The sequence below is a fragment of the Polynucleobacter sp. IMCC30063 genome (assembly GCF_021395235.1).
Taxonomy (GTDB): Bacteria; Pseudomonadota; Gammaproteobacteria; order Burkholderiales; family Burkholderiaceae; genus Polynucleobacter.
In genome coordinates, this window is sequence record NZ_JAJVCQ010000001.1 from 488454 (window position 1) to 510041 (window position 21588).

Consider the following 21588-nt stretch of genomic DNA (forward strand, 5'->3'; position numbering starts at 1 on the left):
AGCTTATCAAAGATGAAATAATTCCCTATACTTAGTGTCAATAAGTGCTTAAAACACTAGATCTAGTATTTTAAGCGATGCACAGCAGATAGCTGCCGAAGCCCTGTATTGATTGAATTTAACCCTTTTTACCCTATTAGAGTCTAGGAGTTCTATGTCTTACGCAAACCCACAAGCGGCTGGTTTGGCTTCTAACACCCAAACGACAGGCCTGAATCCTGGGGCCCCAATCAGCCAAACCCCCTCAGCAGGCTTTATGGCGGGTGGGGTTGGGGCGGGTCAGACGACCCAATTATCCGATTACAAAATTATTCGGCGCAACGGTTCTGTGGTCGCATTTGAGCCATCTAAAATTGCCATCGCTGTGACAAAAGCATTTTTGGCAGTTAATGGTGGGCAGGGCGCAGCCTCGGCACGGGTTCGCGAGCAAGTTGAGCAATTAACGAGCGTTGTTGTGCGTGCCTTGTTGCGCAGTCGCCCCAATGGCGGAACTTTTCATATTGAAGATATACAAGATCAGGTCGAGCTAGCATTGATGCGGGGTGGTGAGCATAATGTGGCGCGATCCTACGTGCTTTACCGTGAAAAGCGCAATCAAGAACGCGCCTCGCAGCAGGTTTTAACGACAGAGGCAAAAGGTCAAGCAGAATCAGCACCCCCAATTCTGCAAGTTATGGACGAGGGCGTTTCGCGACCGCTAGATATGGGTGCTTTACGCACGATTATTGAGGCCGCGTGCGAGGGTTTGGGTAATCATCTTGACGCTAGCCCAATCATTACCGAAACGATTAAAAATTTATACGATGGCGTACCTTTAACGCAAGTATATGACTCTGCAATTTTGGCGGCGCGCACCTTAATTGAAAAAGATCCTGCCTATAGCCCCGTGACGGCACGCATACTAATGCACGTGATCCGCAAAGAAATTTTGGGACGTGAAGTATTACAGGGGGATATGCAAGCGGAGTACCCAAATTATTTCCCTAAATATATTCGCCAAGGAATTGATGCCGAATTACTGGATCCCCGTTTGCTGGAGTATGACTTAACCCGATTATCGGCAGCGCTAAATGCAGATCGCGATTTGCAATTTAACTATTTGGGTTTGCAAACACTGTATGACCGCTATTTCTTGCATATTGAAGACCACCGCATAGAAATGCCGCAAGCGTTTTTTATGCGTGTTGCGATGGGCTTGGCTCTCAATGAACTAGATCGCGAACGGCGCGCAATTGAATTTTATGAAATTCTGTCAACCTTTGATTTTATGTCGAGTACCCCGACTTTATTTAATTCGGCAACGACCCGCCCCCAACTATCAAGCTGTTATCTCACTACGGTAGATGATGACTTAGATGGCATTTACGAGGCGCTCAAAGAAAATGCCTTGCTCTCTAAATTTGCTGGTGGTTTAGGCAATGACTGGACTAATGTACGCGCCCTAGGAAGCCACATTAAAGGCACCAATGGTAAGTCACAAGGCGTTGTACCGTTTTTGAAAGTGGTGAATGATACTGCTGTCGCAGTCAATCAGGGTGGTAAGCGTAAGGGGGCTGTGTGTGCCTATTTAGAAACTTGGCATTTAGATATCGAAGAGTTTTTAGAGCTACGCAAAAATACGGGCGATGATCGCCGCCGTACGCACGACATGAATACCTCGAATTGGATTCCAGATTTATTTATGAAACGGGTGATGGAGAATGGCGATTGGACTTTATTCTCACCCTCGAATACCCCTGATTTACATGATAAGTTTGGCAAAGCCTTTGAGACAGCTTATGTTGCGTATGAGCAAAAAGCCGAACGTGGCGAGCTCAAGCCAAGTCGTAAAATTCCTGCGCAACAACTCTGGCGCAAGATGTTGGGTATGTTGTTTGAAACCGGGCATCCCTGGATTACATTTAAAGATCCCTGTAATATTCGTAGCCCCCAGCAGCATGTTGGCGTAGTGCATTCGTCGAATTTATGTACGGAGATAACCCTGAATACGAATGAGACTGAAATTGCAGTTTGTAACTTAGGTTCAGTCAACTTAACGGCCCACATGATCAGCGATGCCAATGGCAAACTGGTTTTAGATCATGCTAAGCTACAAAAAACAATCCGTACGGCGATGCGCATGTTGGATAACGTCATCGACATTAACTACTATGCTGTAGCTAAGGCGCGCAATTCCAATTTAAAGCACCGTCCAGTCGGTTTGGGCATTATGGGTTTTCAAGACTGCTTACACATGCAGCGAATTCCGTATGCCAGCGAGCAGGCCGTGCAATTTGCCGATAGCTCGATGGAGGCGGTGTGTTACTACGCTTACCAAGCATCGAGTGAATTAGCTGAAGAACGGGGCACCTATAGTACCTATACGGGTTCTTTATGGGATCGTGGCATTCTGCCGCAAGACTCAGTGCGCCTATTGGCTGAAGAGCGTGGTGGGTATGTTGAGGTAAACATGTCCTCGACGCTGAACTGGGATGGTTTGCGGAGCAAAATTAAGCAACATGGCATGCGCAACTCAAATTGTGTGGCAATTGCCCCAACCGCAACCATTTCTAACATTATTGGAGTTTCGGCTTGCATTGAGCCTACTTTCCAAAATTTGTTTGTGAAGTCGAATTTATCAGGCGAATTTACCGTTGTAAATGAGTACTTAGTGCGCGATTTAAAAGATCGTGGTTTGTGGGATGAGGTCATGATTGCCGATTTGAAATATTTTGATGGCACGCTCTCGAAAATTGATCGCGTTCCCCAAGATTTACGCGATTTATACGCCACCGCTTTTGAAGTCGAGCCCAGCTGGTTAGTTGAAGCTGCATCACGTCGGCAAAAATGGATTGATCAAGCGCAATCGCTCAATATCTATATGGGTGGTGCTTCGGGCAAGAAACTCGATGACACCTATAAGTTAGCTTGGTTACGCGGCCTGAAAACCACCTATTACTTGCGCACTATGGCTGCAACGCACGTGGAAAAATCGACGGTCGCTAGTGGCCAACTCAATTCTGTTTCGAGTGGCGGCGGCGTAGCGGGTACGGATGCAGCAGCGAGTGCCGCTGGCATTGTTACAGATGGCCCGGCTTGCACAATGCGTCCGGGTGACGCAGGTTTTGATGAATGTGAAGCTTGTCAGTAAGCACTGCTTACAACAAGTAAGAATGGATTAAGGAGAAGAATATGTTGAATTGGGAAGAGGATGTAGCGCCAGCACTAGCTAAAGCAGGTTTGGCCCCTCAGCCAATAGCAGTGGATGTAAAACGGAGTGAGCCTTTGCAACACCAAGCTGATGAGGTCGCCAAGGTTGCGCCGCAGACGCATAGCGTCAATATTCCGGCAAAGGACGATGCCGTAGCGCGGCGGGTTAATGTTGCCGATAAACGGGTAATTAATGGCACTACCGATGTCAATCAGTTAGTCCCCTTTAAATATAAATGGGCTTGGGAAAAATATTTAGCCGGTTGCGCCAACCACTGGATGCCACAAGAGATCAATATGAATCGCGATATAGCGCTTTGGAAAGATCCCAATGGCTTAACCGACGATGAACGCAGAATTATTATGCGTAATTTGGGCTTTTTTACTACCGCCGACTCATTAGCGGCTAACAATATTGTGTTGGGCACTTATCGCCAGATTACCGCGCCAGAATGCCGTCAATACCTCTTGCGCCAGGCATTTGAAGAGGCAATTCATACGCATGCCTACCAATATATTGTGGAATCATTAGGCTTAGATCAGGGTGAAATCTTTAATGCTTACAACGAAATTGCTTCTATTCGTGACAAAGATGAGTTCTTAATTCCCTATATTCACGTCCTAACTGACCCTGCATTTAAGACTGGGACATTAGAAAACGACCAAATATTACTCCGTTCCTTGATCGTTTTTGCCTGCGTAATGGAAGGTTTATTCTTTTATGTTGGTTTTACGCAAATACTTGCAATGGGTCGTCAAAACAAAATGACGGGGGCTGCTGAGCAGTATCAATACATCTTGCGCGACGAGTCAATGCATTGCAATTTTGGGATTGATTTAATTAATCAAATAAAGCTGGAGAACCCACAGTTATGGACTTCCGCGTTCAAAGATGAGATCAAAACGATCTTTGAAAAAGCAGTTGAATTAGAGTACCGATATGCCGAAGATACGATGCCAAGAGGAGTGCTTGGATTGAACGCGCCGATGTTCAAAGGCTACCTCCGATACATCTGTAATCGTCGTTGTATGCAAATAGGACTTGACTCTATGTTCCCAAATGAAGAGAATCCATTTCCATGGATGTCAGAAATGATTGATCTGAAAAAAGAACGTAACTTTTTTGAGACCCGCGTTATTGAGTATCAAACTGGTGGTGCGCTGAATTGGGAGTAAGTATTGAATTGCAGTGAGCGTACTCAGCAGATGAATAGGAGATTAGTCGGTTGAATAGTTTTAGTAGCCAATATTTGAGCCTAAAAGAATTCCGAAAACCCTTTCAACAGGGTGCGTGGAAGGCTCTTCCCCTTTTCTCCAACCTATTTAAAAAGCCGTTATCTGCAAGGATTACGGCTTTTTTTCCCAGATTCATTAGCGTGCAGCATTGTGTATTAGGCCGCATGCCGATGAATGGCTCGCTTGTTTGTTCTGCAATGCCGCAAGGTAAAGCAAAGCTAAATGGTCGGGTCTTCTTAATCGGAAGTTCGTTTTAAACTTCATTGAAGGAGTAATACTATGGCCATGGCCAAGAAAAAACCTGCTGCAAAGAAAAAAGTAGCTGCTAAGAAGCGCCCAGCTGCTAAGAAAAAAGTAGCTGCTAAGAAGCGTCCAGCTGCTAAGAAGCGTCCAGCTGCTAAGAAGCGTCCAGCCGCCAAAAAGCGTCCTGCCGCCAAAAAAGCTGCAAAGAAAAAGCCTGCTAAAAAAGCAGCTAAGAAGAAAGCTGCAAAAAAAAAGTAACTAAAAAACCTGCCGCCAAGAAGAAAGCGGGCTCAGCAGTAAAAAAGCCCGCGGCTAAAGCAGCCCCAGCCTCAACGCAAACTGCGTTGAATCCTGCAGCAGCATGGCCCTTCCCAACCGGTAGCCGTCCTTAAGTTTCAAGTTTTCTGACGCTCATGGACGTATAGTTACTTGGATGGGGTCCTTCGGGACCCCTTTTTATTGGGTTAATCGCTTGGAATTAATAACGATAGCCAAAGGCCTTAGCAAATAAGTCGGCAATTTCAGGAGCCCTTGGTTGATGGTTTTGTGGGCCTTGATGGGCAATTTTGATTGAACCCATCAGGCTGGCCAATTTACCAGTCGTTTCCCAATCCATGCCTTGATTTAGACCATATAGCAAGCCGGCTCGAAAAGCATCACCACAACCTGTTGGATCGATTAGCTCTGTGGCCTTGACCACTGGGATTTCTAATTGCTGGCTGGCAGTAAAAATGGTGGCACCAGCAGCGCCTTTAGTCACAATTAATGCTTGTACCCGTTCGGCTAGTTGCTTTAAAGACATCCCCGTGCGTTGCGCCAGCATCTCGGCTTCATAGTCATTCACCGCTAAATAACTGGCTAGGGCTGTGAGCTCTAGTAACTCTTTCCCATTAAACATGGGCAAACCTTGGCCAGGATCAAAAATAAAAGGTATGTGCGCCTCCGCTAATTGATGGCAATGCTCCCACATACCTTGACGTCCATCAGGAGCAACAATGCCTAAAGTGGGCAAAGATTTTTTTGTGCGCCGACATTCATCTAAGACTTGCGCCACCGAATTGAGATGCGAAGCATTCATTGCCCCAGGATGAAAGGCAGTAATTTGGTTGTTGGCAAGATCGGTGGTGATCATCGCTTGGGCAGTAAACGACTCTGGGATTTGGCGAATATGGGTGGTATCAATTTGTAGTCGACTGAAGCGTTCGAGGTAAGGCTTAGCATCACTACCTACGGCAGCCATGATGATCGGTTCACCATTTAACAGTTTTAAGTTATAGGCAATATTGCCCGCACAACCCCCAAATTCGCGCCGCATCTTCGGCACTAAAAAAGCGACATTCAAAATATGAATTTGCTCTGGGAGAATTTGTTCCTGAAAGCGACCTTCAAAGTTCATGATGGTGTCATAGGCCACTGAGCCGCAAATCAAACTAGCCATGTTGTACTTTCTAAATAAAGTAGCTGCAAAAATTAAGGATACACAATTCGCAAGCGATAGCCTGCGGCTTGAGCTGGTAATTTTAGTGGCATAGCACAGCTCACTTTTAGGCCAGCTGCTGCCCCGGTGTGTTGAAAATCAGGATGGTCAGCTTGAAATTGAGCTGATAGCCACGTTGCCGGCAAAAACTCAATTCGACTTAGGGTGTTTTCGGAGATATCAATTAAAGTTAGCTCAATATTTGGCCATGCAACAGGCAAAGCCAAACGATTTTGTAATTCAAAAGACAAAATAGAGGGGATCTCAGCGTCTTTAGAGGCGTTATTTTTATTTTCCATGCCCAAGCTAGCCGAATCTATCTTCCACGCCTCAAACGCCTTAATCGGCGCTTCCTTGCAACTGAGATATTTGCACAGAATCGTATTTACTTTTAATACCGAAGTAAAAGCGGCAAGATTCAAGGGATTTATTTTTTCATCCACTTGTGGTGCAAGTGAGCGTAACAAGGGCGCCCTAAATAAATGACTGCCGCCGATGAGCAAAAGCAACACCAACAAACTACTGAGTAAAACATAGAGAAGCCAAGATTTTTTAGGTGTACGAGTTGCTGGACGAGGCCCCGTAGCAGCCAAATTCAGTGGCAAGATACCATGCAAACAAACCCAACCTTCACTGTCTCCCACTACTGTGAGAGGTAGCCACTGGCTATAGGCCGTCGCGATTTCAGTAGCCTGACGCGCCAAGATACCAGAAAGAATAAGGTGTCCACCTGGACGTAAACGACTGATTAGCAGGGGGGCTAACAGCTGCAATGGGTTAGCTAAAATATTCGCCATCACAATATCAAACTGCGTTGGTGCTAGCGCATGAGTGATTTCACCATCGGGCAAAACAAAATCGATTGCTACTTGGTTTATTTCAGCATTACTGGTGGCAGCAATAATGGCTTGCGGATCAATATCAATTCCCAGCACCGGATTGCAACCCAATTTTTTTGCAGCAATGGCCAAAATGCCAGAGCCACAACCGTAATCTAAGAGACTACGGCCATGTAAATTAAATTGACTTTCTAGCCATTGCAAACAGAGTCGTGTGGTGGGGTGGCTACCCGTGCCGAAAGCAAGTCCAGGATCGAGGGCTAAACAAATTGCGCTGGTATCAACCGGAGTGTCATGCCAAGAAGGTACGATCCAAATACGCTGGCCAATTTGAATGGGTTCAAATTGACTTTGGGTGAGGCGAACCCAATCTTGCTCTGCTACCATTTTTACCAGCGGCGGCGCTAACTTAAAATCTGCCGCAGTTAAAGCACTTAAAATGGCCCTTAGCTCTTCATTAGCGTCTGCCAGCGAAGGTGGGAAGAGCGCAGTAACCGTAGACCGTTCCCATGCCTGAAGATCTGGAGCTAGCCCAGGCTCGCCATAAAGTGGGCTTTCATCGTAACCTCCTGCGCTTGCATCTTCAACCGTAACTGAGAGCGCGCCTAATTCAAGTAAAGCATCCCCAAGGGGTTCAGCAACTTCAGCAGCCACCATGAAAATGAGTTCACGATAAGACACGATTAGCTTTTGCCGCGGCTGGCCGCCTGTTCCTCAAGGCGATGTTCTAAATAATGAATACTCGTTCCGCCCTCAACAAAATTAGGATCTAGCATAAGCTCGCGGTGGAGGGGGACATTCGTTTGAATGCCATCAATGACCATTTCTGATAAGGCAATGCGCATGCGTCGAATAGCCTGCTCACGGGTTTTGCCGTAAGAAATTAACTTACCAATCATGGAGTCATAATTTGGGGGCACCATATAACCGCTATAGGCATGCGAATCAACCCGAATACCAGGGCCCCCTGGCATATGCCACGATAAAATCCGCCCTGGGCTGGGCGTAAATTTAAAGGGATCTTCGGCGTTCAAACGACATTCAATGGCGTGACCTTGGAAGACAATATCTTTTTGGCGAAAGGCTAATTTGAGGCCTGCGGCAATGCGGATTTGTTCTTGCACAATATCAATGCCCGTAATCATTTCGGTGACAGGATGTTCGACTTGCACACGGGTATTCATTTCAATAAAAAAGAATTCACCGTTTTCATATAAAAATTCAAAGGTTCCCGCACCACGGTAAGCCATTTTTTTGCAGGCCTCGGCACAGCGTTCACCAATTTTTGCAATCAATCGTCGATCAATTCCAGGAGCTGGGGCTTCTTCGAGGATTTTTTGGTGGCGCCGCTGCATTGAACAATCGCGCTCACCTAACCAGACCGCATTACCATGGGTATCGGATAAAACCTGAATTTCAATATGACGTGGCTTCTCGAGAAATTTTTCGAGATAGACTTCGGGATTACCAAAAGCCCGTCCTGCTTCTTCGCGGGTCATATTAACGGCATTAATGAGGGCGGCCTCGGTGTGTACTACGCGCATGCCTCGACCACCACCTCCGCCAGCAGCTTTAATAATGACGGGATAGCCAACGCGCTTAGCCGCAGCAATAATTTCTTTTGGGTTATCTGGTAATGCCCCTTCTGAACCTGGCACACAAGGAACACCTGCTTTAATCATGGCCCGCTTAGCCGAGACTTTATCGCCCATTAGGCGAATCGTTTCAGGCCGAGGGCCAATAAACGCAAAACCTGATTTTTCAACCCGCTCGGCGAAGTCGGCATTTTCAGAAAGAAAGCCATAGCCTGGATGAATGGCTTCAGCATCAGTTACTTCAGCCGCAGAAATAATAGCGGGCATATTTAGATAACTTAAGGGGGATGGCGCTGGCCCAATACATACAGCTTCATCAGCCAACTTAACGTACTTGGCTTCTTTATCTGCAACCGAGTAAACCACTACGGTTTTAATGCCCAGCTCGCGACAGGCGCGCTGAATGCGAAGCGCAATTTCGCCTCGATTAGCAATCAGGATTTTGTCAAACATATGCGTTTCGGAAAAGTAAATTAGACAATCACAAAGAGGGGTTGGTCGTATTCAACCCCTTGGCCGTTTTCGCACAAAATTTGCTTGATGACACCAGCAGTCTCGGCTTCAATCTCATTTAACAACTTCATAGCCTCAATAATGCAGAGGGTTTGGCCAACGGTAACAATATCACCGACTTGGACAAAATTAGGCGATTCTGGATTCGGTGCGCGGTAAAAAGTGCCCACCATGGGCGAGCGGGCAATGACGCCTTCGGCCGCAGGCTGATCTTCTTCGGGCGTTTTGCCCTGATTTGTTTCTGCAGTCGAGCTCGCTAGCGTATTCGGACTCACTGTGGGCGCAGGAAAATTTAAGTTGCTTGGGGCATGGCTAAGATTGTGCGCGCCAGATGCCTGCGCATCTCGGGTATTCACAATTCGCACTCGGTCTTCGCCTTCATTTACTTCGAGCTCGGAAATGCCTGAGTCGGCAACCAAATCAATTAAGGTCTTGAGTTTTCTTAGGTCCATAGCCATTTACTTTCTGCTTACTGAATGAAGCTGTAGGGAGATTGAACGACATGAAGGGCTTGCAATGATTTAGCCAACTTATTGCGCAGGTGCCTGCAGCTGCTGCTGGGCTGCCTTGAGGGCTAATTCATAGCCAAGGGGGCCAAGACCACAGATAACGCCGATTGCAAGATCCGATAAATAAGAATGTTTGCGGAAGGCTTCACGTTGATGAATATTGGACAAATGAACTTCAATAAAGGGGATCGCCACACCAGCCAAGGCATCCCGCAAAGCAACACTGGTATGGGTGAAACCGCCTGGATTAATCAAAATAAAGTCGACGCCATCTTGTTTGGCTTTTTGAATGCAATCGATTAGCTCACCTTCATGGTTGCTTTGATAGGTTTGCAGCTCAATGCCAGCCTTCTGAGCGATTAAATTCAGTTCAGCATGAATCTCAGCTAAGGTTTTCGAACCATAAATACCAGGCTCACGGGTACCCAGCAAATTGAGATTAGGGCCCTGAATAACGAGAATTAATGGTTTTTTCGACATAAATAACAACTTTTAAGTACAGTTAAAGATAAAAAGGCGGGAAAGCTATTTTTACCATCGTCAAAGTATACCCGCTTGAGGGCTTAAAAATAGTAAAGCCGCAAATAAAAACCCGTAAAAACGAATCGGGATACCTCAGCTCTGGGGGTAAAAGAGTAGATTAAAAATGGCTAAGTTCAGCTAACTTTTGTTAAATAGCCTTTAAAATGACATTTTTTAGCTCATCTGCATCTATCTTGCCTAATTTTCGGTAGATGATCTGTCCTTTTGCATCGATAATCACAGTAAAAGGTAGTGCTCCCTGGCTATTGCCTAAAGTCTTGCCCATTTGACTGCCCTCTAGGCCGCCAATCACAATGGGGTAGGAAACAGGGGTTTTCAGTAAAAATTCGCGGATATTACTTGGTGAGTCAATGCCAACGCCAATAAAAATCACCGGCTTTGACGCTAGATCCTTACTCAGTTGGTCTAAGGCCGGCATTTCGGCTACACAGGGTGGACACCAAGAGGCCCAAAAATTCACGAGTACTAAACGGTTTTGCCAAATCGCGGGGTTTAATATTTGTCCGTCTGGCTTGACCCACTCCTGCTGGAAAAATTGTTGCGCACTCGGGTCACCGCTTAAGCGGTTTTTAGCCAACCAGTGAGAAATTCCAATGCCGGCGAAAAGGGCAATAATGGCAATCAGGGCCACACTTAGCCATTGTTTTCGGTTCATTCTTTGACTCACACCAACACTCCTTAGCTAAAATTCAGTAATGCATATTCATATCTTGGGCATTTGCGGTACTTTCATGGGCGGCATTGCTGCAATTGCTCGACAGTGCGGACACCAGGTCACTGGATGTGACGCCAATGTCTACCCGCCAATGAGTACACAGCTAGAGGCCCAAGGTATCAAACTCATTGAAGGATACTCCCCCGATCAATTATTGCAGCTTGAAGCAAGGCCCGATTTATTTGTCATTGGTAATGTGGTTTCCCGTGGTAACCCGTTGATGGAGTCCATCATGAACCTAGGGTTACCTTATACCTCTGGGCCCCAATGGTTGGGCGAACAAGTGCTAGCTGGGCAACATGTCTTGGCCGTAGCAGGCACTCACGGTAAAACGACCACGGCGGCCATGCTCGCCTGGATACTCGAATGCCACGGTCTTGAACCAGGTTATTTAATTGGTGGCGTGCCCCTGAATTTTTCTGTGTCGGCGCGCCTTGGGGCGGGCCAATACTTTGTTATTGAGGCCGACGAATACGATACGGCGTTTTTTGATAAGCGCAGTAAATTTGTGCATTACCGTCCGCGTACCGCCTTGCTCAATAATTTGGAATTTGATCACGCTGATATTTTTAGCGACTTAGCGGCGATTGAAACCCAGTTTCACCACTTAGTGAGAACAGTACCGGGCAATGGATTAATAGTTGTGAATGCCGGCGAGCCAGCATTAGAACGGGTTTTGCAACGCGGCGCGTGGTCGGCAGTAGAGGGGTTTGGTCGCGACAAAAATGCTAGCTGGTCATTGTTGCCACAAGCTGCTGATGCCTTTACGGTGCTTCATCAAGGGCAGCCAGTTGCCGAGCTAGTGTGGGAAAAAGATTCAGGTGTAATGGGCACACATAATCAACTGAATGCCCTAGCTGCAATCGCAGCCGCCCATCATATTGGCATTAAGCCAAGTGAAGCGGCAAAGGCATTGGGAACATTTCGAAATGTTAAACGCCGTTTAGAAGTCATCGGCATAAAAAACCACATCACGGTATACGATGATTTTGCCCATCACCCCACTGCCATTGCAACTACACTAGATGGCTTACGTCGCCGAGTGGGTGGGGCACGTATTTTGGCAGTACTAGAACCCCGTTCCAATACCATGAAATTAGGGGTAATGAAAGCCCAACTACCCGCGAGCCTAAATTTGGCAGACCATGTTTTTGCGTATGAGGCCACAGCAGGTAAAGGGGCCCTCAGCTGGGATTTAGAAGGCGCATTGGCACCACTCAACCTACCATCACTCGCACCCAAAGCCCTGGTTTTTAGTGACCTAGAGCAACTAATTTCAGCAGTTGTAGCGGAAGCCAAATCAGGCGACCATATTTTAGTGATGAGTAATGGCGGGTTTGGTGGGATACACCAGAAAATTTTAGAGTGCCTTGCTTAATTTATGTTGAGTTGAGCTATTCTGAGTCTCGATTGAAATAACCAAAAGGATAGGTCATATGCAGCAACGTTTGCACGATAAAGTAGCCATCATTACTGGCGGAGCAAAAGGGATTGGTTTGGCAACCGCACAACGCTTTGCTGCAGAGGGAGCCAAAGTGATGTTGGCTGATGTGAATCTAGAAGCAGTGCAAAAGGCTGCCGCTAGTTTGGCAGGCGCCGAAGCTTATGCCATTAATGTGACTGATCGCACTTCTATTCAAGCAGCAATTGAGATGATTATGCAGCGCCATGGGCGCATTGATATTTTAATTAATAACGCTGGCATTACCCAAGATGCGCGGCTGATCAAAATGACCGAAGCCCAATTCGATGCAGTCATCGATGTGAACTTAAAAGGGGTATTTAACTGCACCCAATTAGTTGCGCCTTATATGCTAGAGGCTGGTAAAGGCGCTATCGTGAATGCTTCCAGTGTAGTTGGTTTGTATGGTAATTTTGGTCAAACCAATTATTCCGCTTCGAAATTTGGGGTGATTGGGTTTACTAAAACGTGGGCGCGTGAATTAGGACCTAAAGGCATTCGAGTCAATGCGGTTTGCCCGGGTTTTATTGCTACCGAAATGGTCAAGGCCATGCCAACCGCTATCTTGGCTGATATTGAAAGGCGATGCTGGTTAGGGCGCTTAGGTACACCAGCAGAAATGGCCAATATCTATTTATTTTTAGCCAGCGATGAGGCGAGTTACGTTAATGGTATTGCGCTCGAAGCGAGCGGCGGAATTTCACTTTAAGTATGCAACTGGTATATGAAGAAAGCGGCGAAATTCGTGCTGCAACAGTTATATCTTCTAGTGGTTCAGGCGATAGCGAGTCATGGTTAGTGGCCAGCCTTTCTGGCAAACAACTAAAACTGAAGGCAAAAGAAGTTTGGTTACGGTTTGAACAACCTAGTGCCCAAATTGCCATCGACGCCGCCGCTGTCGTGGCACAGGAAATCGATTTGCAGCTACTCTGGGATTGTGCCCCTGCTGAAGAATTTATCTTTACTGATTTAGCAATTGAGTATTTTGGCAATGCAGTTACTGTGGCGCAAAAAATCGCTTTAGCCATTGCCTTGCAGGGCGCGCCGATTTATTTTCGGCGTAAGGGTCGGGGTCGTTTTCTGCGTGCGCCACTCGAGCAATTACAAGCAGGTTTAGCGGCAATTGAACGTAAAAAGACAGAATTAGCGCAACAAGCTTGTTGGGCAGATGAATTGGTCGCAGGAATTTTTCCGTCGGGCTTACGCAACCAAATTAATAACTTACTTTTTACGCCAGACAAAAATAGCTTGGCATATAAGGCGGTGTTAGCAGCTTGTGCCACTGTTGGCGAAACTCCCGCACAATTATTTATGCGCTGTGGTGCGCTTGAGTCCCCTTTGCATTATCACCAAGGGCTTTTTTTACAACAGCATTTCCCCCACGGAGTTACTCACGCTAGCGGCCTGAGTATTGCTCCGCATGCCCTACAAGAAGCGCTAGCGAATTTACCAGAGGCCCCAGTCCAGGCCTTTTCGATTGATGATGCCAGTACAACTGAAATTGATGATGCCTTTTCAGTGAGCGCCATTTCCGGCGGGGGGTTTCGGATTGGCATTCATATTGCAGCCCCTGCTTTAGCAATTCACCGAGATGACGCTTTCGATCAAATTGCCCGAACTCGCATGTCGACAGTCTATTTTCCTGGCGACAAAATTACCATGTTGCCTCCCGACTTCATTCAGCAGTTTTCGCTCGATGCTGGCTTTTCTCGACCAGCTGTTTCCTTATATGTGGAAGTCGATGCAGAAGGAGAATTAACCGCTGCTAGTCCGCGCTCTGTCATTGAATTAGTGTCAATCGCAGCAAACTTACGTTTGGAAGATCTTGAGAAACTCGTAAGTGCTGAAATGCTTGAAGAACATGCGGGTAAAGAAAGGACCTTAGCTGCCCCCTTTCAAATGGAATTAGGGGTCTTATGGCGAACCGCAAAAATATTCCACGCCCAGCGACAGGCTCAACGTGTGGCCAATGGTCTCAGGGCCGAGCCACTGGGGCCTGCTGAGCCAGGCGCCTTAGCGCGCGATTTTCTGTTTGAGATTACAGGCGCTGTAGGAGCAGAGCAGATTGAAATTATTCCTCGCCAGCGGGGCTCGGTATTAGATACCGTCGTCGCTGAGTGGATGATTTACTGTAATAGCACTTGGGGGCGTCTGCTTGCTGAACAGGGTCTGCCGGGATTATTTAGAACGCAAAAAGGTTGGGGACCCTTGCGCACTCGCATGCAAACTACCCCTGCGCCGCATGAGGGCTTGGGTCTGGAGTATTACGCTTGGTGTACTTCTCCCTTGCGACGCTATACCGATTTAGTCAATCAATGGCAATTACTCGCCATTATTCGTCATGGAGTAATGGCAAAAATGGTGGCCCCCTTTCCGCCACGCGATGCCGATTTAATGGGTATCGCAGCCGACTTTGAGGCTTGTTATCAGGTCTACGGAGAATATCAAGATCGGCTTGAAAAATATTGGTGCTTACGTTGGTTGCTACAAAATAATCTGCCAACTGCAATTACAGTGCGGCATTTAAAAGAAGGGATGGCAAGGGCTGAATTCATTCCCCTGCACTTACCCATTCCTGAGCTGGCTTCCCACGGGCGTCTGACCCGTGCCATGATTGAGGTTACGGCAGTCGATTTATTGCAGCTCACTGCGAGTACGCGGGTGAAAGAAATTGAGGCTTTGGTCGATGTAGCAACGGTAAGCACAGTAACTGACGGAATACCTAAGATTAATGACGAAACTGCAAACCCATGATTTTGCTGAGCAACAAAACGCTTTTCGCTTCAGGTTTAAGCGCGCCTGTTTAAGACACCCTATCTGGTGCGCTTTACTAGCGTCAATTGCTTTACACACAATTTTTTTGTCTTTTCGCTGGGGTTGGCAGGAGACGCAAAATCGTCGCTTGAATACGGCCTTAAGTGTAATTTTGGTCAATGCGAATAGTCAAAGTGCGTCAAAGCAGGCCAATCAATTAGCCCAAGCTGATTTACAGGGGGGTGGCGCCGCACCGCCCCAGAATGCCAGCGCTATGCACCGCGCTCGTTTGGGAATAGAAGCGCAGATGGAGGTCTTAGAAAAACAACAAAAAAAAATGTTGGCCCAACTCGATGCTCAGCACAAACAGTCTGGCGGCAGACTTAGCGGAGAAGAGCAAACTGCAAAACCCCAATTTAATGCTTTAGAGACAGAATTGGCACAGCGTTTGCAGAATCAAGCAGGTCAGTCGCAGCGCCGCGCAATTTTGACGGCGAGCAATGCAAAGGCAGTGGTCTTTGCGCAGTATTACGATGCGATGCGCAAAAAAATTGAAGCGTATGGCAGCACCTTTTTCCCTCGTGCCAATGGTCGACCAATTTACGGTAGCCTCATTGTATTAATCAGTGTCGATAGCGCTGGAAATTTACTCGTCGCTCGACCCAATTTAACTGGTATTGAAATTAGTCGCCCCTCTGGCATTGCTGAGTTAGATCGTCAGGCGCTAGCAATTGTGCGCGCCGCCGCACCTTTTGGACCCTTCCCCGCGGAGATGCGCAGGCAATTAGAGGTTTTAGATATGGTGGCTACTTTTGAATTTACCCGTGATGCTAGTTCGCCAGGAAGTAACCGTTTGGAATTGCATCGGTAAACTAGCACTATGGACACCAAACTTTTTTACGATCAAGTTGATCCTGCAACTATTTTGGGTAAAGCATGCTACGCAGTGGTTGGCAATCCCATTGGCCATAGCCTCTCGCCTTGGATTCACCAACGTTTTGCTGAGCAGGCGGCGCAGGCCATGTATTACGGGCGCATACAGGCTCCAGTAGAGGGGTTTCAAGCCACTGCTGAGGCTTTTTTTCAGCAGGGTGGTCGAGGCCTGAATGTGACCATACCTTTTAAATTAGAGGCCTGCGCCTTTGCCAAACAACTTACTGCGCATGCGCAACTTGCCGGTGCGGTCAATACCCTATGGCAAGCCGGAGGCCAAATTAATGGTGATAACACCGATGGTTTAGGTTTAGTGCGCGATTTAGATGCACAAGGAATTGAATTAAAGGGCATGAAGATTTTGATATTAGGAGCAGGCGGTGCAGCCCGTGGGATCATTGGTCCTTTACTGGCGCAAAGTCCAGCAGCTGTAATGATTGCGAATCGCTCACCTAGCAAAGCTAAGCAGTTGGCAACACTATTTGCCGAGCTTACGCATTCGGTAGGCGTCGCATTAACGGCAGAATCAAGCGAAGATTTAGTAACGCAAGTGAGCTCAGGCACACTCGGTCAATTTGATTTAGTGATTAACGCTACTGCGGCCAGCTTAACTGTGCTTTCCCCTCTTAGTGATCAAGCCGCTGCGCAGCTTTTTCAGCCTCGTACTTTTGCCTATGACTTGGTTTATGGCAAGCCGACGCCCTTCATGCAGCAGGCCCTGCAACATGGATCACGTGTGAGTGATGGGCTTGGTATGCTAGTAGAACAAGCCGCTGCTGCTTTTTTAATTTGGCGTGGTGCAACTTTCAGTAGCACAATTAATCCGCGGCAAGTCTTGGCCGAATTGCGTCATGTTTTGGCTTAAAACCCACCTCAGTTATTTTTTGAAGTGTGTGGTTTTTGGAATTGTGGCCATGCAAATTTATTTTGTGATTCAAATTGCACTGTGGTCAGTATTACAACCAAGCTCAACTGCCTTTCAGCGTGCCGAACGTTGGCGCTTATGTACTTGGCATTGGTCTTGCGCAATTGAATCTAGCTGGACACCGTATCAGAAAATATCTAGTAATTTAAAGCGCGCTATTTTGGTGAGCGAAGATGATATTTTTTTTCAACATCATGGCGTGCGCCTTGAGGACATGCAAAAAGCCTGGGAGCGCAATCAGCAAAAAGGGACGCAAGCTGTCCGTGGCGGCTCGACGATTACTCAGCAGTTAGCCAAAAATTTATTTTTATCTGCAGAGAAAAATTATTTCCGCAAAGCCCAAGAGTTAGTGATTACAGGCCTGCTAGAGCTTATTTTATCGAAGCAGCGGCTGTTTGAAATCTATATGAATGCAGTCGAGTGGGGTGAGGGGATTTTTGGGGTCGGCGCTGCTGCACAGCATTATTTTGTCACCACGCCAGCTGCTTTAAGCCGTGATCAGGCCGCCGCCTTGGCATCGGCCTTACCTGCGCCGAAATGCTTCGATAAAATTAAATATTGCCGTAAGGCGAGCATTCATTTTCCAACTAGGCAGGCTTTTATTTTGGAGAATATGGATCGCATTGTGCTACCGCGACCCTAATTGCAGCGCGCGTACTGAGAGCGGCTGTGCGGGCGGCGCTAGCAAAATTAGCGCCAGCGCTGGCATACAAAATGGCCCGTGATGAATTAATAATCATGCCTGTGCCCGGCTGCCCGGCAATTTGCCCTGCTTTTACGGTGGCATCTATATCACCGCCTTGAGCACCAATACCCGGAATTAATAGGGGCATATTACCGATGATGGCACGTACCTGGGTAATTTCTTCTGGAAAAGTGGCACCAACTACTAAGCCAACTTGTCCAGAGGTATTCCACTCTTGGCTGGCTAAGCGTGCCACCTGCAAATAAAGGGGTTCAGACCCCGCTTTGTTCATCACGGGTAAGGCTTGCAAGTCGGCACTGCCAGGGTTAGATGTCCGACACAAAATAATGACCCCTTTGCCGGTATAGCGCAAATAAGCCTCAACCGAGTCGTGTCCTAAGTATGGGCTCACCGTTACTGCATCAGCCTCATAGCGCTCAAAGCTCTCTATTGCATATTGTTCGGCGGTGCTGCCGATATCCCCTCTTTTAGAGTCCAAAATAATAGGAATATGGGGATAGGTTTTTTTGAGGTAATGCATCAACTTTTCCAGTTGCGGCTCAGCCGCTTGAGCGGCAAAGTAAGCAAATTGGGGCTTAAAGGCGCAGACTAAATCGGCCGTGGTATCGGCTATTTCTTTGCAAAAAGTGAAGACGGCGTCCTTTTGGCCCACTAGGCAGGCGGGTAAGCGCTTTGGATCAGGGTCAAAGCCTACGCACAGCAGGCTTTCTTGCGCTGCCCAGGCCGCCTGAATTTGCTCAATAAAGCTGACTGAATTTGATTTCATAAAGAAGATGATTCATTTAGAGAATTTGTCATAGCTCATAGGATAAACTAGCGCATTCCTTAGGAGTTCACCATGATCAACTTGTTCGTCCTGCAAAACGGTCGACTCTCTCAAGAGCAAGTCGAAGATCGCAATGAACTACTCCAGCACGTTAATCCCATTTGGATTGATGTGGTTGATCCCGAAGAGGAAGAGCTCATCTGGATTAAAGAGGCCTTTGATGTGCTTCTCCCAGAGCTCGATGATTTGGGTGACCTGGAGGCTTCTGCACGGTATTTTGAGGCAGATGATGGCCATATGCATATTCGTACCGACTTCTTGTTAGATGAAGACGAAACCTCGCGTAACGTACGGGTTGCTTTTGTACTCACAAAAAATGTCCTGTTTTCGATCCACGATGAAGATTTGCCAGTTTTCCGCTTAGTGCGGCTGCGGGCCCGCTTACGTCCGGGCTCGGTCAGTAATGCGAAAGATGTTTTATTAGACTTATATTCCACCGATGCCGAATACTCTGCCGACGCTTTGGAAGAAGTCTATGAAAATTTAGAGCTCGCCGGTAAACAGGTTTTATCCGACGACATAAGCGATGCGGATGCCGCTGATGTACTCGAAACTATTGCTAAAGAAGAAGATACCAATGGCCGAATTCGGCGTAATGTAATGGATACGCGCCGTGCCTTATCTTTTCTCATGCGTAGCAAATTACTTTCCGATGAGCAACAAGAAGAAGCCCGGCAAATTTTGCGTGATATTGACTCCTTAGAAAATCACACCGCTTTCTTATTCGATAAAATTAACTTCTTAATGGATGCAACGGTAGGTTTTATTAATTTGAACCAAAGCAAAATTATTAAGATCTTCTCAGTGGTTTCAGTGGCTTTAATGCCGCCAACATTATTAGCGAGTATTTGGGGAATGAACTACCGCTTTATGCCTGAACTCCAGTGGGAGTTGGGTTATCCCATGGCTATTGGCATCATGATGATTTCAGCCATTATTCCGCTGTGGTATTTCCGTCGTAAAGGTTGGATGAATTAAAGCCAATGCGCCTTGCAGGGCAAAGGCGCAAGCTTGTGTTCGGACCGCTGCTCGATCGCCAGCAAAATGTTGGGTGTTGACTTTAACTAGCGCTGGCGAAGGCAGATTGTTTGCTACCGGCGTGAATGCCCAGCCAAAACAAACTGTCCCAACTGGCTTGCCGGGACTGCCACCTGTTGGCCCAGCGATTCCTGTAATCGCAATTGCTAGGTTGCTGGCACTATTTTTTAGGGTACCCTCGGCCATTGCTTTGGCTACTTCTTCGCTAACTGCACCAAATGAACCAATGAGTTCAGCACTAACACCCAGACACTCACTTTTTGCTTGATTACTATAGGTAATGTAACCCCGTTCAAACCAGGCGCTTGACCCCGCAATTTCAGTAAGGCTGGCGCACACTAAGCCGCCTGTGCATGATTCCGCTAGTGCCACACTCCAACTATGTAGGCTTAGTTGTGAGCCTAATGACTGCGCTAATTGCGCAACGGTGTTTGCGGTCAAATTGTTTGTGATCATCAAAATACCAGCGTTTGAAATAAAGCAATGATTAAGAGTGTAAAGAAAGCTGCCAAGACATCATCAATCATGATGCCAAAACCCTGCCACAGGGTTTGCCAAAAATTGGGGTTTTCTGCTGCTGGAGCTTTTTTAAAATAGCGATCTACTAAGTGAATTGGTCCAGGCTTAACTGCATCAAAGAAGCGAAACAAAATGAACGCTGCGGCTTGGGTCCAAAGGTTGGTCGGCATGATAAAAAATAAGATCAACCAAAAGGCGATGATTTCATCCCACACAATACCGCCGAAATCGGCCTGGCCAATTTCTTTGCTTACCGAACCACAAAGCCAACAACCAAAAACGAAACCAAGCGCAATAATCCAGGCCCAATCATTAGCCGAAAAAAAATAGTTACCGAGCCAAAATATTGCCCATGCCCATAAAGTACCCATGGTGCCAGGTGCAAAAGGGCTGAGGCCGCTACCAAAGCCCAGCGCAAAGGTCCGGTTGCCAGTTTGCAGCATCCAGCGCAATGAGATTTGGGGTTGGATCAGCATGCGTAATTAAGCAAAGTGATCAAATGAGCGCAGTAAATTTGCGGCCATGATTGCATCGATGGGTCGCCCTTGACCATCCAAGAGATGAATTGCAGCATCAGCCGACTCACTTGTAAAACCAATCCGCGTTAATGGTAGAGATAAGGTTTGACTTAAGGCTTCTATTTGTTCGCGTTTCTCAGGTGCGGCAGTAAAACATAATTCATAGTCATCACCACCTGCAGCCGCGCATTGCCAGCGAAACGTTTCCGGTTGCTGCGCCAGCGACGCTGAAACTGGTAGCGCTGATACATCAATCACCGCGCCAACCTGTGAGGCTCTTAAGAGGTGACGTAAATCACCGAGGAGACCATCGGAAATATCAATTGCGGCACTGGCTAGTGACCTTAAGCCGAGGCCCAAGGCAATGCGTGGAGTAGGCAAATGCATGCGTGGTAAGACCTCAGCTAAAGCGTGGGCACTGATAGACCATTCCTTACGTAGCGCGCCTAGCGCTAAACGTGCATCACCAACGTGGCCTGAGACCCAAATATCATCACCGAGTTTTGAGCCCGCTCGGCGCAGTGCTTGCCCAGCACCAACCTGACCCATAATCGTAATGGAAATAGTTAGTGGCCCAGCGGTAGTATCGCCGCCAATTAGGTGGCAGTTAAATTGTTTAGCCAGTTGAAATAAGCCCGCGGTAAATTGATTTAACCAAACCGGGTCTGCTGCAGGTAAAGCCAGAGCTAAAGTAAAGGCAATCGGTTGTGCACCCATGGCTGCTAAGTCAGAAAGATTAACAGCCAAAGCTTTATGACCAAGCCACTGCGGGTTCGCGCCTGGCAAAAAATGCCGCCCCTCTACTAACATATCCGTGCTAATTGCTAAGACTTGATTGCGAGGTATTGCTAATAAGGCACAGTCATCACCAATGCCAAGTGCAATCGACGCGCGATCTTCCTCGGTAAGATTTGCTCTTGGCGCCATTGCTTGCGCACCTGCCTTAAAGTATTTCTCAATTACGGCAAATTCACGCATTGATGAACTCAGCGATGAATCTGGTGGAAGTTTGGCTGGCGCACTCATCTAGCTATTTTATGTTGCAAGC

General features: G+C 47.2%; 19 protein-coding genes and 2 pseudogenes. 10 read left to right on the forward strand and 11 right to left on the reverse strand.

Going from position 1 to position 21588, the window contains the following annotated elements; all coding sequences use genetic code 11:
* Positions 1 to 154: 154 nt before the first annotated feature.
* The 3 genes and pseudogenes from LZG75_RS02615 to LZG75_RS12305 form a co-directional block, all read left to right on the forward strand.
* Entirely contained in the window at positions 155 to 3130 is a 2976-nt protein-coding gene (locus LZG75_RS02615; RefSeq protein WP_255698727.1) for a ribonucleoside-diphosphate reductase subunit alpha, read from the forward strand.
* Between the two features lie 41 nt (positions 3131 to 3171).
* A complete protein-coding gene (locus tag LZG75_RS02620) occupies positions 3172 to 4365 on the forward strand; it encodes a ribonucleotide-diphosphate reductase subunit beta (protein ID WP_233923113.1) in 1194 nt (397 codons plus the stop codon).
* Between the two features lie 480 nt (positions 4366 to 4845).
* Positions 4846 to 4926, forward strand: a pseudogene (locus tag LZG75_RS12305) (histone); the annotation flags it as partial.
* A gap of 220 nt (positions 4927 to 5146) precedes the next feature.
* Here LZG75_RS12305 and LZG75_RS02630 read toward each other — a convergent pair.
* The 7 genes and pseudogenes from LZG75_RS02630 to LZG75_RS02660 form a co-directional block, all read right to left on the reverse strand.
* On the reverse strand, positions 5147 to 6106 hold the full coding sequence (locus LZG75_RS02630; RefSeq protein WP_233923112.1) for a carbohydrate kinase family protein: 960 nt from the start codon (positions 6104 to 6106) through the stop codon (positions 5147 to 5149).
* Between the two features lie 32 nt (positions 6107 to 6138).
* Positions 6139 to 6657, reverse strand: a complete 519-nt coding sequence (locus tag LZG75_RS02635) for a DUF3426 domain-containing protein (protein WP_233923381.1) — start codon at positions 6655 to 6657, stop codon at positions 6139 to 6141.
* Between the two features lie 96 nt (positions 6658 to 6753).
* A pseudogene (prmA, locus tag LZG75_RS02640) lies at positions 6754 to 7665 on the reverse strand (50S ribosomal protein L11 methyltransferase); the annotation flags it as partial.
* 2 nt (positions 7666 to 7667) lie between these two features.
* Positions 7668 to 9032 (reverse strand): acetyl-CoA carboxylase biotin carboxylase subunit, encoded by a 1365-nt coding sequence (gene accC / locus LZG75_RS02645; protein ID WP_233923111.1) that lies wholly within the window; start codon positions 9030 to 9032, stop codon positions 7668 to 7670.
* 20 nt (positions 9033 to 9052) lie between these two features.
* Entirely contained in the window at positions 9053 to 9550 is a 498-nt protein-coding gene (gene accB / locus LZG75_RS02650) for an acetyl-CoA carboxylase biotin carboxyl carrier protein (RefSeq protein ID WP_370635385.1), read from the reverse strand.
* Positions 9551 to 9622: 72 nt separating this feature from the next.
* On the reverse strand, positions 9623 to 10081 hold the full coding sequence (aroQ, locus tag LZG75_RS02655) for a type II 3-dehydroquinate dehydratase (protein WP_233934927.1): 459 nt from the start codon (positions 10079 to 10081) through the stop codon (positions 9623 to 9625).
* A gap of 190 nt (positions 10082 to 10271) precedes the next feature.
* Positions 10272 to 10799 (reverse strand): TlpA disulfide reductase family protein, encoded by a 528-nt coding sequence (locus tag LZG75_RS02660; RefSeq protein ID WP_233934929.1) that lies wholly within the window; start codon positions 10797 to 10799, stop codon positions 10272 to 10274.
* Positions 10800 to 10839: 40 nt separating this feature from the next.
* Between LZG75_RS02660 and mpl the strand changes: the two genes are divergently transcribed.
* Genes mpl through mtgA form a run of 6 tightly spaced genes read left to right on the forward strand, consistent with a single transcriptional unit; the run spans position 10840 to position 17576 of the window.
* Positions 10840 to 12237: a UDP-N-acetylmuramate:L-alanyl-gamma-D-glutamyl-meso-diaminopimelate ligase gene (gene mpl / locus LZG75_RS02665; RefSeq protein ID WP_233934930.1), complete on the forward strand. Its 1398-nt coding sequence runs from the start codon at positions 10840 to 10842 to the stop codon at positions 12235 to 12237.
* A gap of 58 nt (positions 12238 to 12295) precedes the next feature.
* Positions 12296 to 13030 carry a 3-oxoacyl-ACP reductase FabG gene (gene fabG, locus LZG75_RS02670; protein ID WP_233923107.1) on the forward strand — a complete coding sequence of 245 codons (735 nt, stop codon included), beginning with the start codon at positions 12296 to 12298 and terminating at the stop codon, positions 13028 to 13030.
* A 2-nt stretch (positions 13031 to 13032) separates the two neighbouring features.
* Positions 13033 to 15075, forward strand: coding sequence for a ribonuclease catalytic domain-containing protein (locus LZG75_RS02675; RefSeq protein WP_233934931.1), 2043 nt, complete (start codon positions 13033 to 13035; stop codon positions 15073 to 15075).
* A complete protein-coding gene (locus tag LZG75_RS02680) occupies positions 15053 to 15946 on the forward strand; it encodes an energy transducer TonB (protein WP_233923105.1) in 894 nt (297 codons plus the stop codon). The genes LZG75_RS02675 and LZG75_RS02680 overlap by 23 nt, the downstream gene beginning before the upstream one ends.
* Positions 15947 to 15955: 9 nt before the next feature.
* Positions 15956 to 16873, forward strand: coding sequence for a shikimate dehydrogenase (gene aroE / locus LZG75_RS02685; RefSeq protein WP_233934932.1), 918 nt, complete (start codon positions 15956 to 15958; stop codon positions 16871 to 16873).
* Positions 16860 to 17576, forward strand: coding sequence for a monofunctional biosynthetic peptidoglycan transglycosylase (mtgA, locus tag LZG75_RS02690; protein ID WP_233934933.1), 717 nt, complete (start codon positions 16860 to 16862; stop codon positions 17574 to 17576). Before aroE ends, mtgA begins: the two co-directional genes overlap by 14 nt.
* On the opposite strand, the gene pyrF is transcribed toward mtgA, so the two are convergent.
* Positions 17533 to 18405, reverse strand: a complete 873-nt coding sequence (pyrF, locus tag LZG75_RS02695; protein WP_233923102.1) for an orotidine-5'-phosphate decarboxylase — start codon at positions 18403 to 18405, stop codon at positions 17533 to 17535. The two genes, mtgA and pyrF, sit on opposite strands and share 44 nt — an antisense overlap.
* Before the next feature lie 72 nt (positions 18406 to 18477).
* Between pyrF and corA the strand changes: the two genes are divergently transcribed.
* Complete coding sequence (gene corA / locus LZG75_RS02700; protein ID WP_233923101.1) at positions 18478 to 19443, forward strand: magnesium/cobalt transporter CorA; 966 nt, start codon at positions 18478 to 18480, stop codon at positions 19441 to 19443.
* On the opposite strand, the gene LZG75_RS02705 is transcribed toward corA, so the two are convergent.
* From LZG75_RS02705 to thiL, 3 genes are read right to left on the reverse strand one after another with little or no spacing between them, the layout of a single operon-like run.
* Positions 19393 to 19959 carry a CinA family protein gene (locus LZG75_RS02705; RefSeq protein WP_233934934.1) on the reverse strand — a complete coding sequence of 189 codons (567 nt, stop codon included), beginning with the start codon at positions 19957 to 19959 and terminating at the stop codon, positions 19393 to 19395. The two genes, corA and LZG75_RS02705, sit on opposite strands and share 51 nt — an antisense overlap.
* The gene (locus LZG75_RS02710; RefSeq protein WP_233923099.1) at positions 19959 to 20498 is read right to left on the reverse strand and encodes a phosphatidylglycerophosphatase A; all 540 of its coding nucleotides are present in this window, start codon (positions 20496 to 20498) and stop codon (positions 19959 to 19961) included. The genes LZG75_RS02705 and LZG75_RS02710 overlap by 1 nt, the downstream gene beginning before the upstream one ends.
* Positions 20499 to 20504: 6 nt before the next feature.
* A complete protein-coding gene (gene thiL, locus LZG75_RS02715) occupies positions 20505 to 21566 on the reverse strand; it encodes a thiamine-phosphate kinase (RefSeq protein ID WP_370635386.1) in 1062 nt (353 codons plus the stop codon).
* Positions 21567 to 21588: the final 22 nt, after the last annotated feature.

What these genes read in the sequence shown, in the direction of transcription:
- mpl (WP_233934930.1), top strand. Translation starts at nt 10,840, where the DNA reads ATGCATATTCATATCTTGGGCATTTGCGGTACTTTCATGGGCGGCATT.
- fabG (WP_233923107.1), top strand. Translation starts at nt 12,296, where the DNA reads ATGCAGCAACGTTTGCACGATAAAGTAGCCATCATTACTGGCGGAGCA.
- LZG75_RS02630 (WP_233923112.1), bottom strand. Translation starts at nt 6,106, where the DNA reads ATGGCTAGTTTGATTTGCGGCTCAGTGGCCTATGACACCATCATGAAC.
- aroQ (WP_233934927.1), bottom strand. Translation starts at nt 10,081, where the DNA reads ATGTCGAAAAAACCATTAATTCTCGTTATTCAGGGCCCTAATCTCAAT.
- mtgA (WP_233934933.1), top strand. Translation starts at nt 16,860, where the DNA reads ATGTTTTGGCTTAAAACCCACCTCAGTTATTTTTTGAAGTGTGTGGTT.
- aroE (WP_233934932.1), top strand. Translation starts at nt 15,956, where the DNA reads ATGGACACCAAACTTTTTTACGATCAAGTTGATCCTGCAACTATTTTG.
- accB (WP_370635385.1), bottom strand. Translation starts at nt 9,550, where the DNA reads ATGGCTATGGACCTAAGAAAACTCAAGACCTTAATTGATTTGGTTGCC.
- LZG75_RS02675 (WP_233934931.1), top strand. Translation starts at nt 13,033, where the DNA reads ATGCAACTGGTATATGAAGAAAGCGGCGAAATTCGTGCTGCAACAGTT.
- LZG75_RS02660 (WP_233934929.1), bottom strand. Translation starts at nt 10,799, where the DNA reads ATGAACCGAAAACAATGGCTAAGTGTGGCCCTGATTGCCATTATTGCC.
- corA (WP_233923101.1), top strand. Translation starts at nt 18,478, where the DNA reads ATGATCAACTTGTTCGTCCTGCAAAACGGTCGACTCTCTCAAGAGCAA.
- LZG75_RS02680 (WP_233923105.1), top strand. Translation starts at nt 15,053, where the DNA reads ATGACGAAACTGCAAACCCATGATTTTGCTGAGCAACAAAACGCTTTT.
- accC (WP_233923111.1), bottom strand. Translation starts at nt 9,032, where the DNA reads ATGTTTGACAAAATCCTGATTGCTAATCGAGGCGAAATTGCGCTTCGC.
- LZG75_RS02705 (WP_233934934.1), bottom strand. Translation starts at nt 19,959, where the DNA reads ATGATCACAAACAATTTGACCGCAAACACCGTTGCGCAATTAGCGCAG.
- thiL (WP_370635386.1), bottom strand. Translation starts at nt 21,566, where the DNA reads ATGAGTGCGCCAGCCAAACTTCCACCAGATTCATCGCTGAGTTCATCA.
- LZG75_RS02620 (WP_233923113.1), top strand. Translation starts at nt 3,172, where the DNA reads ATGTTGAATTGGGAAGAGGATGTAGCGCCAGCACTAGCTAAAGCAGGT.
- LZG75_RS02710 (WP_233923099.1), bottom strand. Translation starts at nt 20,498, where the DNA reads ATGCTGATCCAACCCCAAATCTCATTGCGCTGGATGCTGCAAACTGGC.
- LZG75_RS02615 (WP_255698727.1), top strand. Translation starts at nt 155, where the DNA reads ATGTCTTACGCAAACCCACAAGCGGCTGGTTTGGCTTCTAACACCCAA.
- pyrF (WP_233923102.1), bottom strand. Translation starts at nt 18,405, where the DNA reads ATGAAATCAAATTCAGTCAGCTTTATTGAGCAAATTCAGGCGGCCTGG.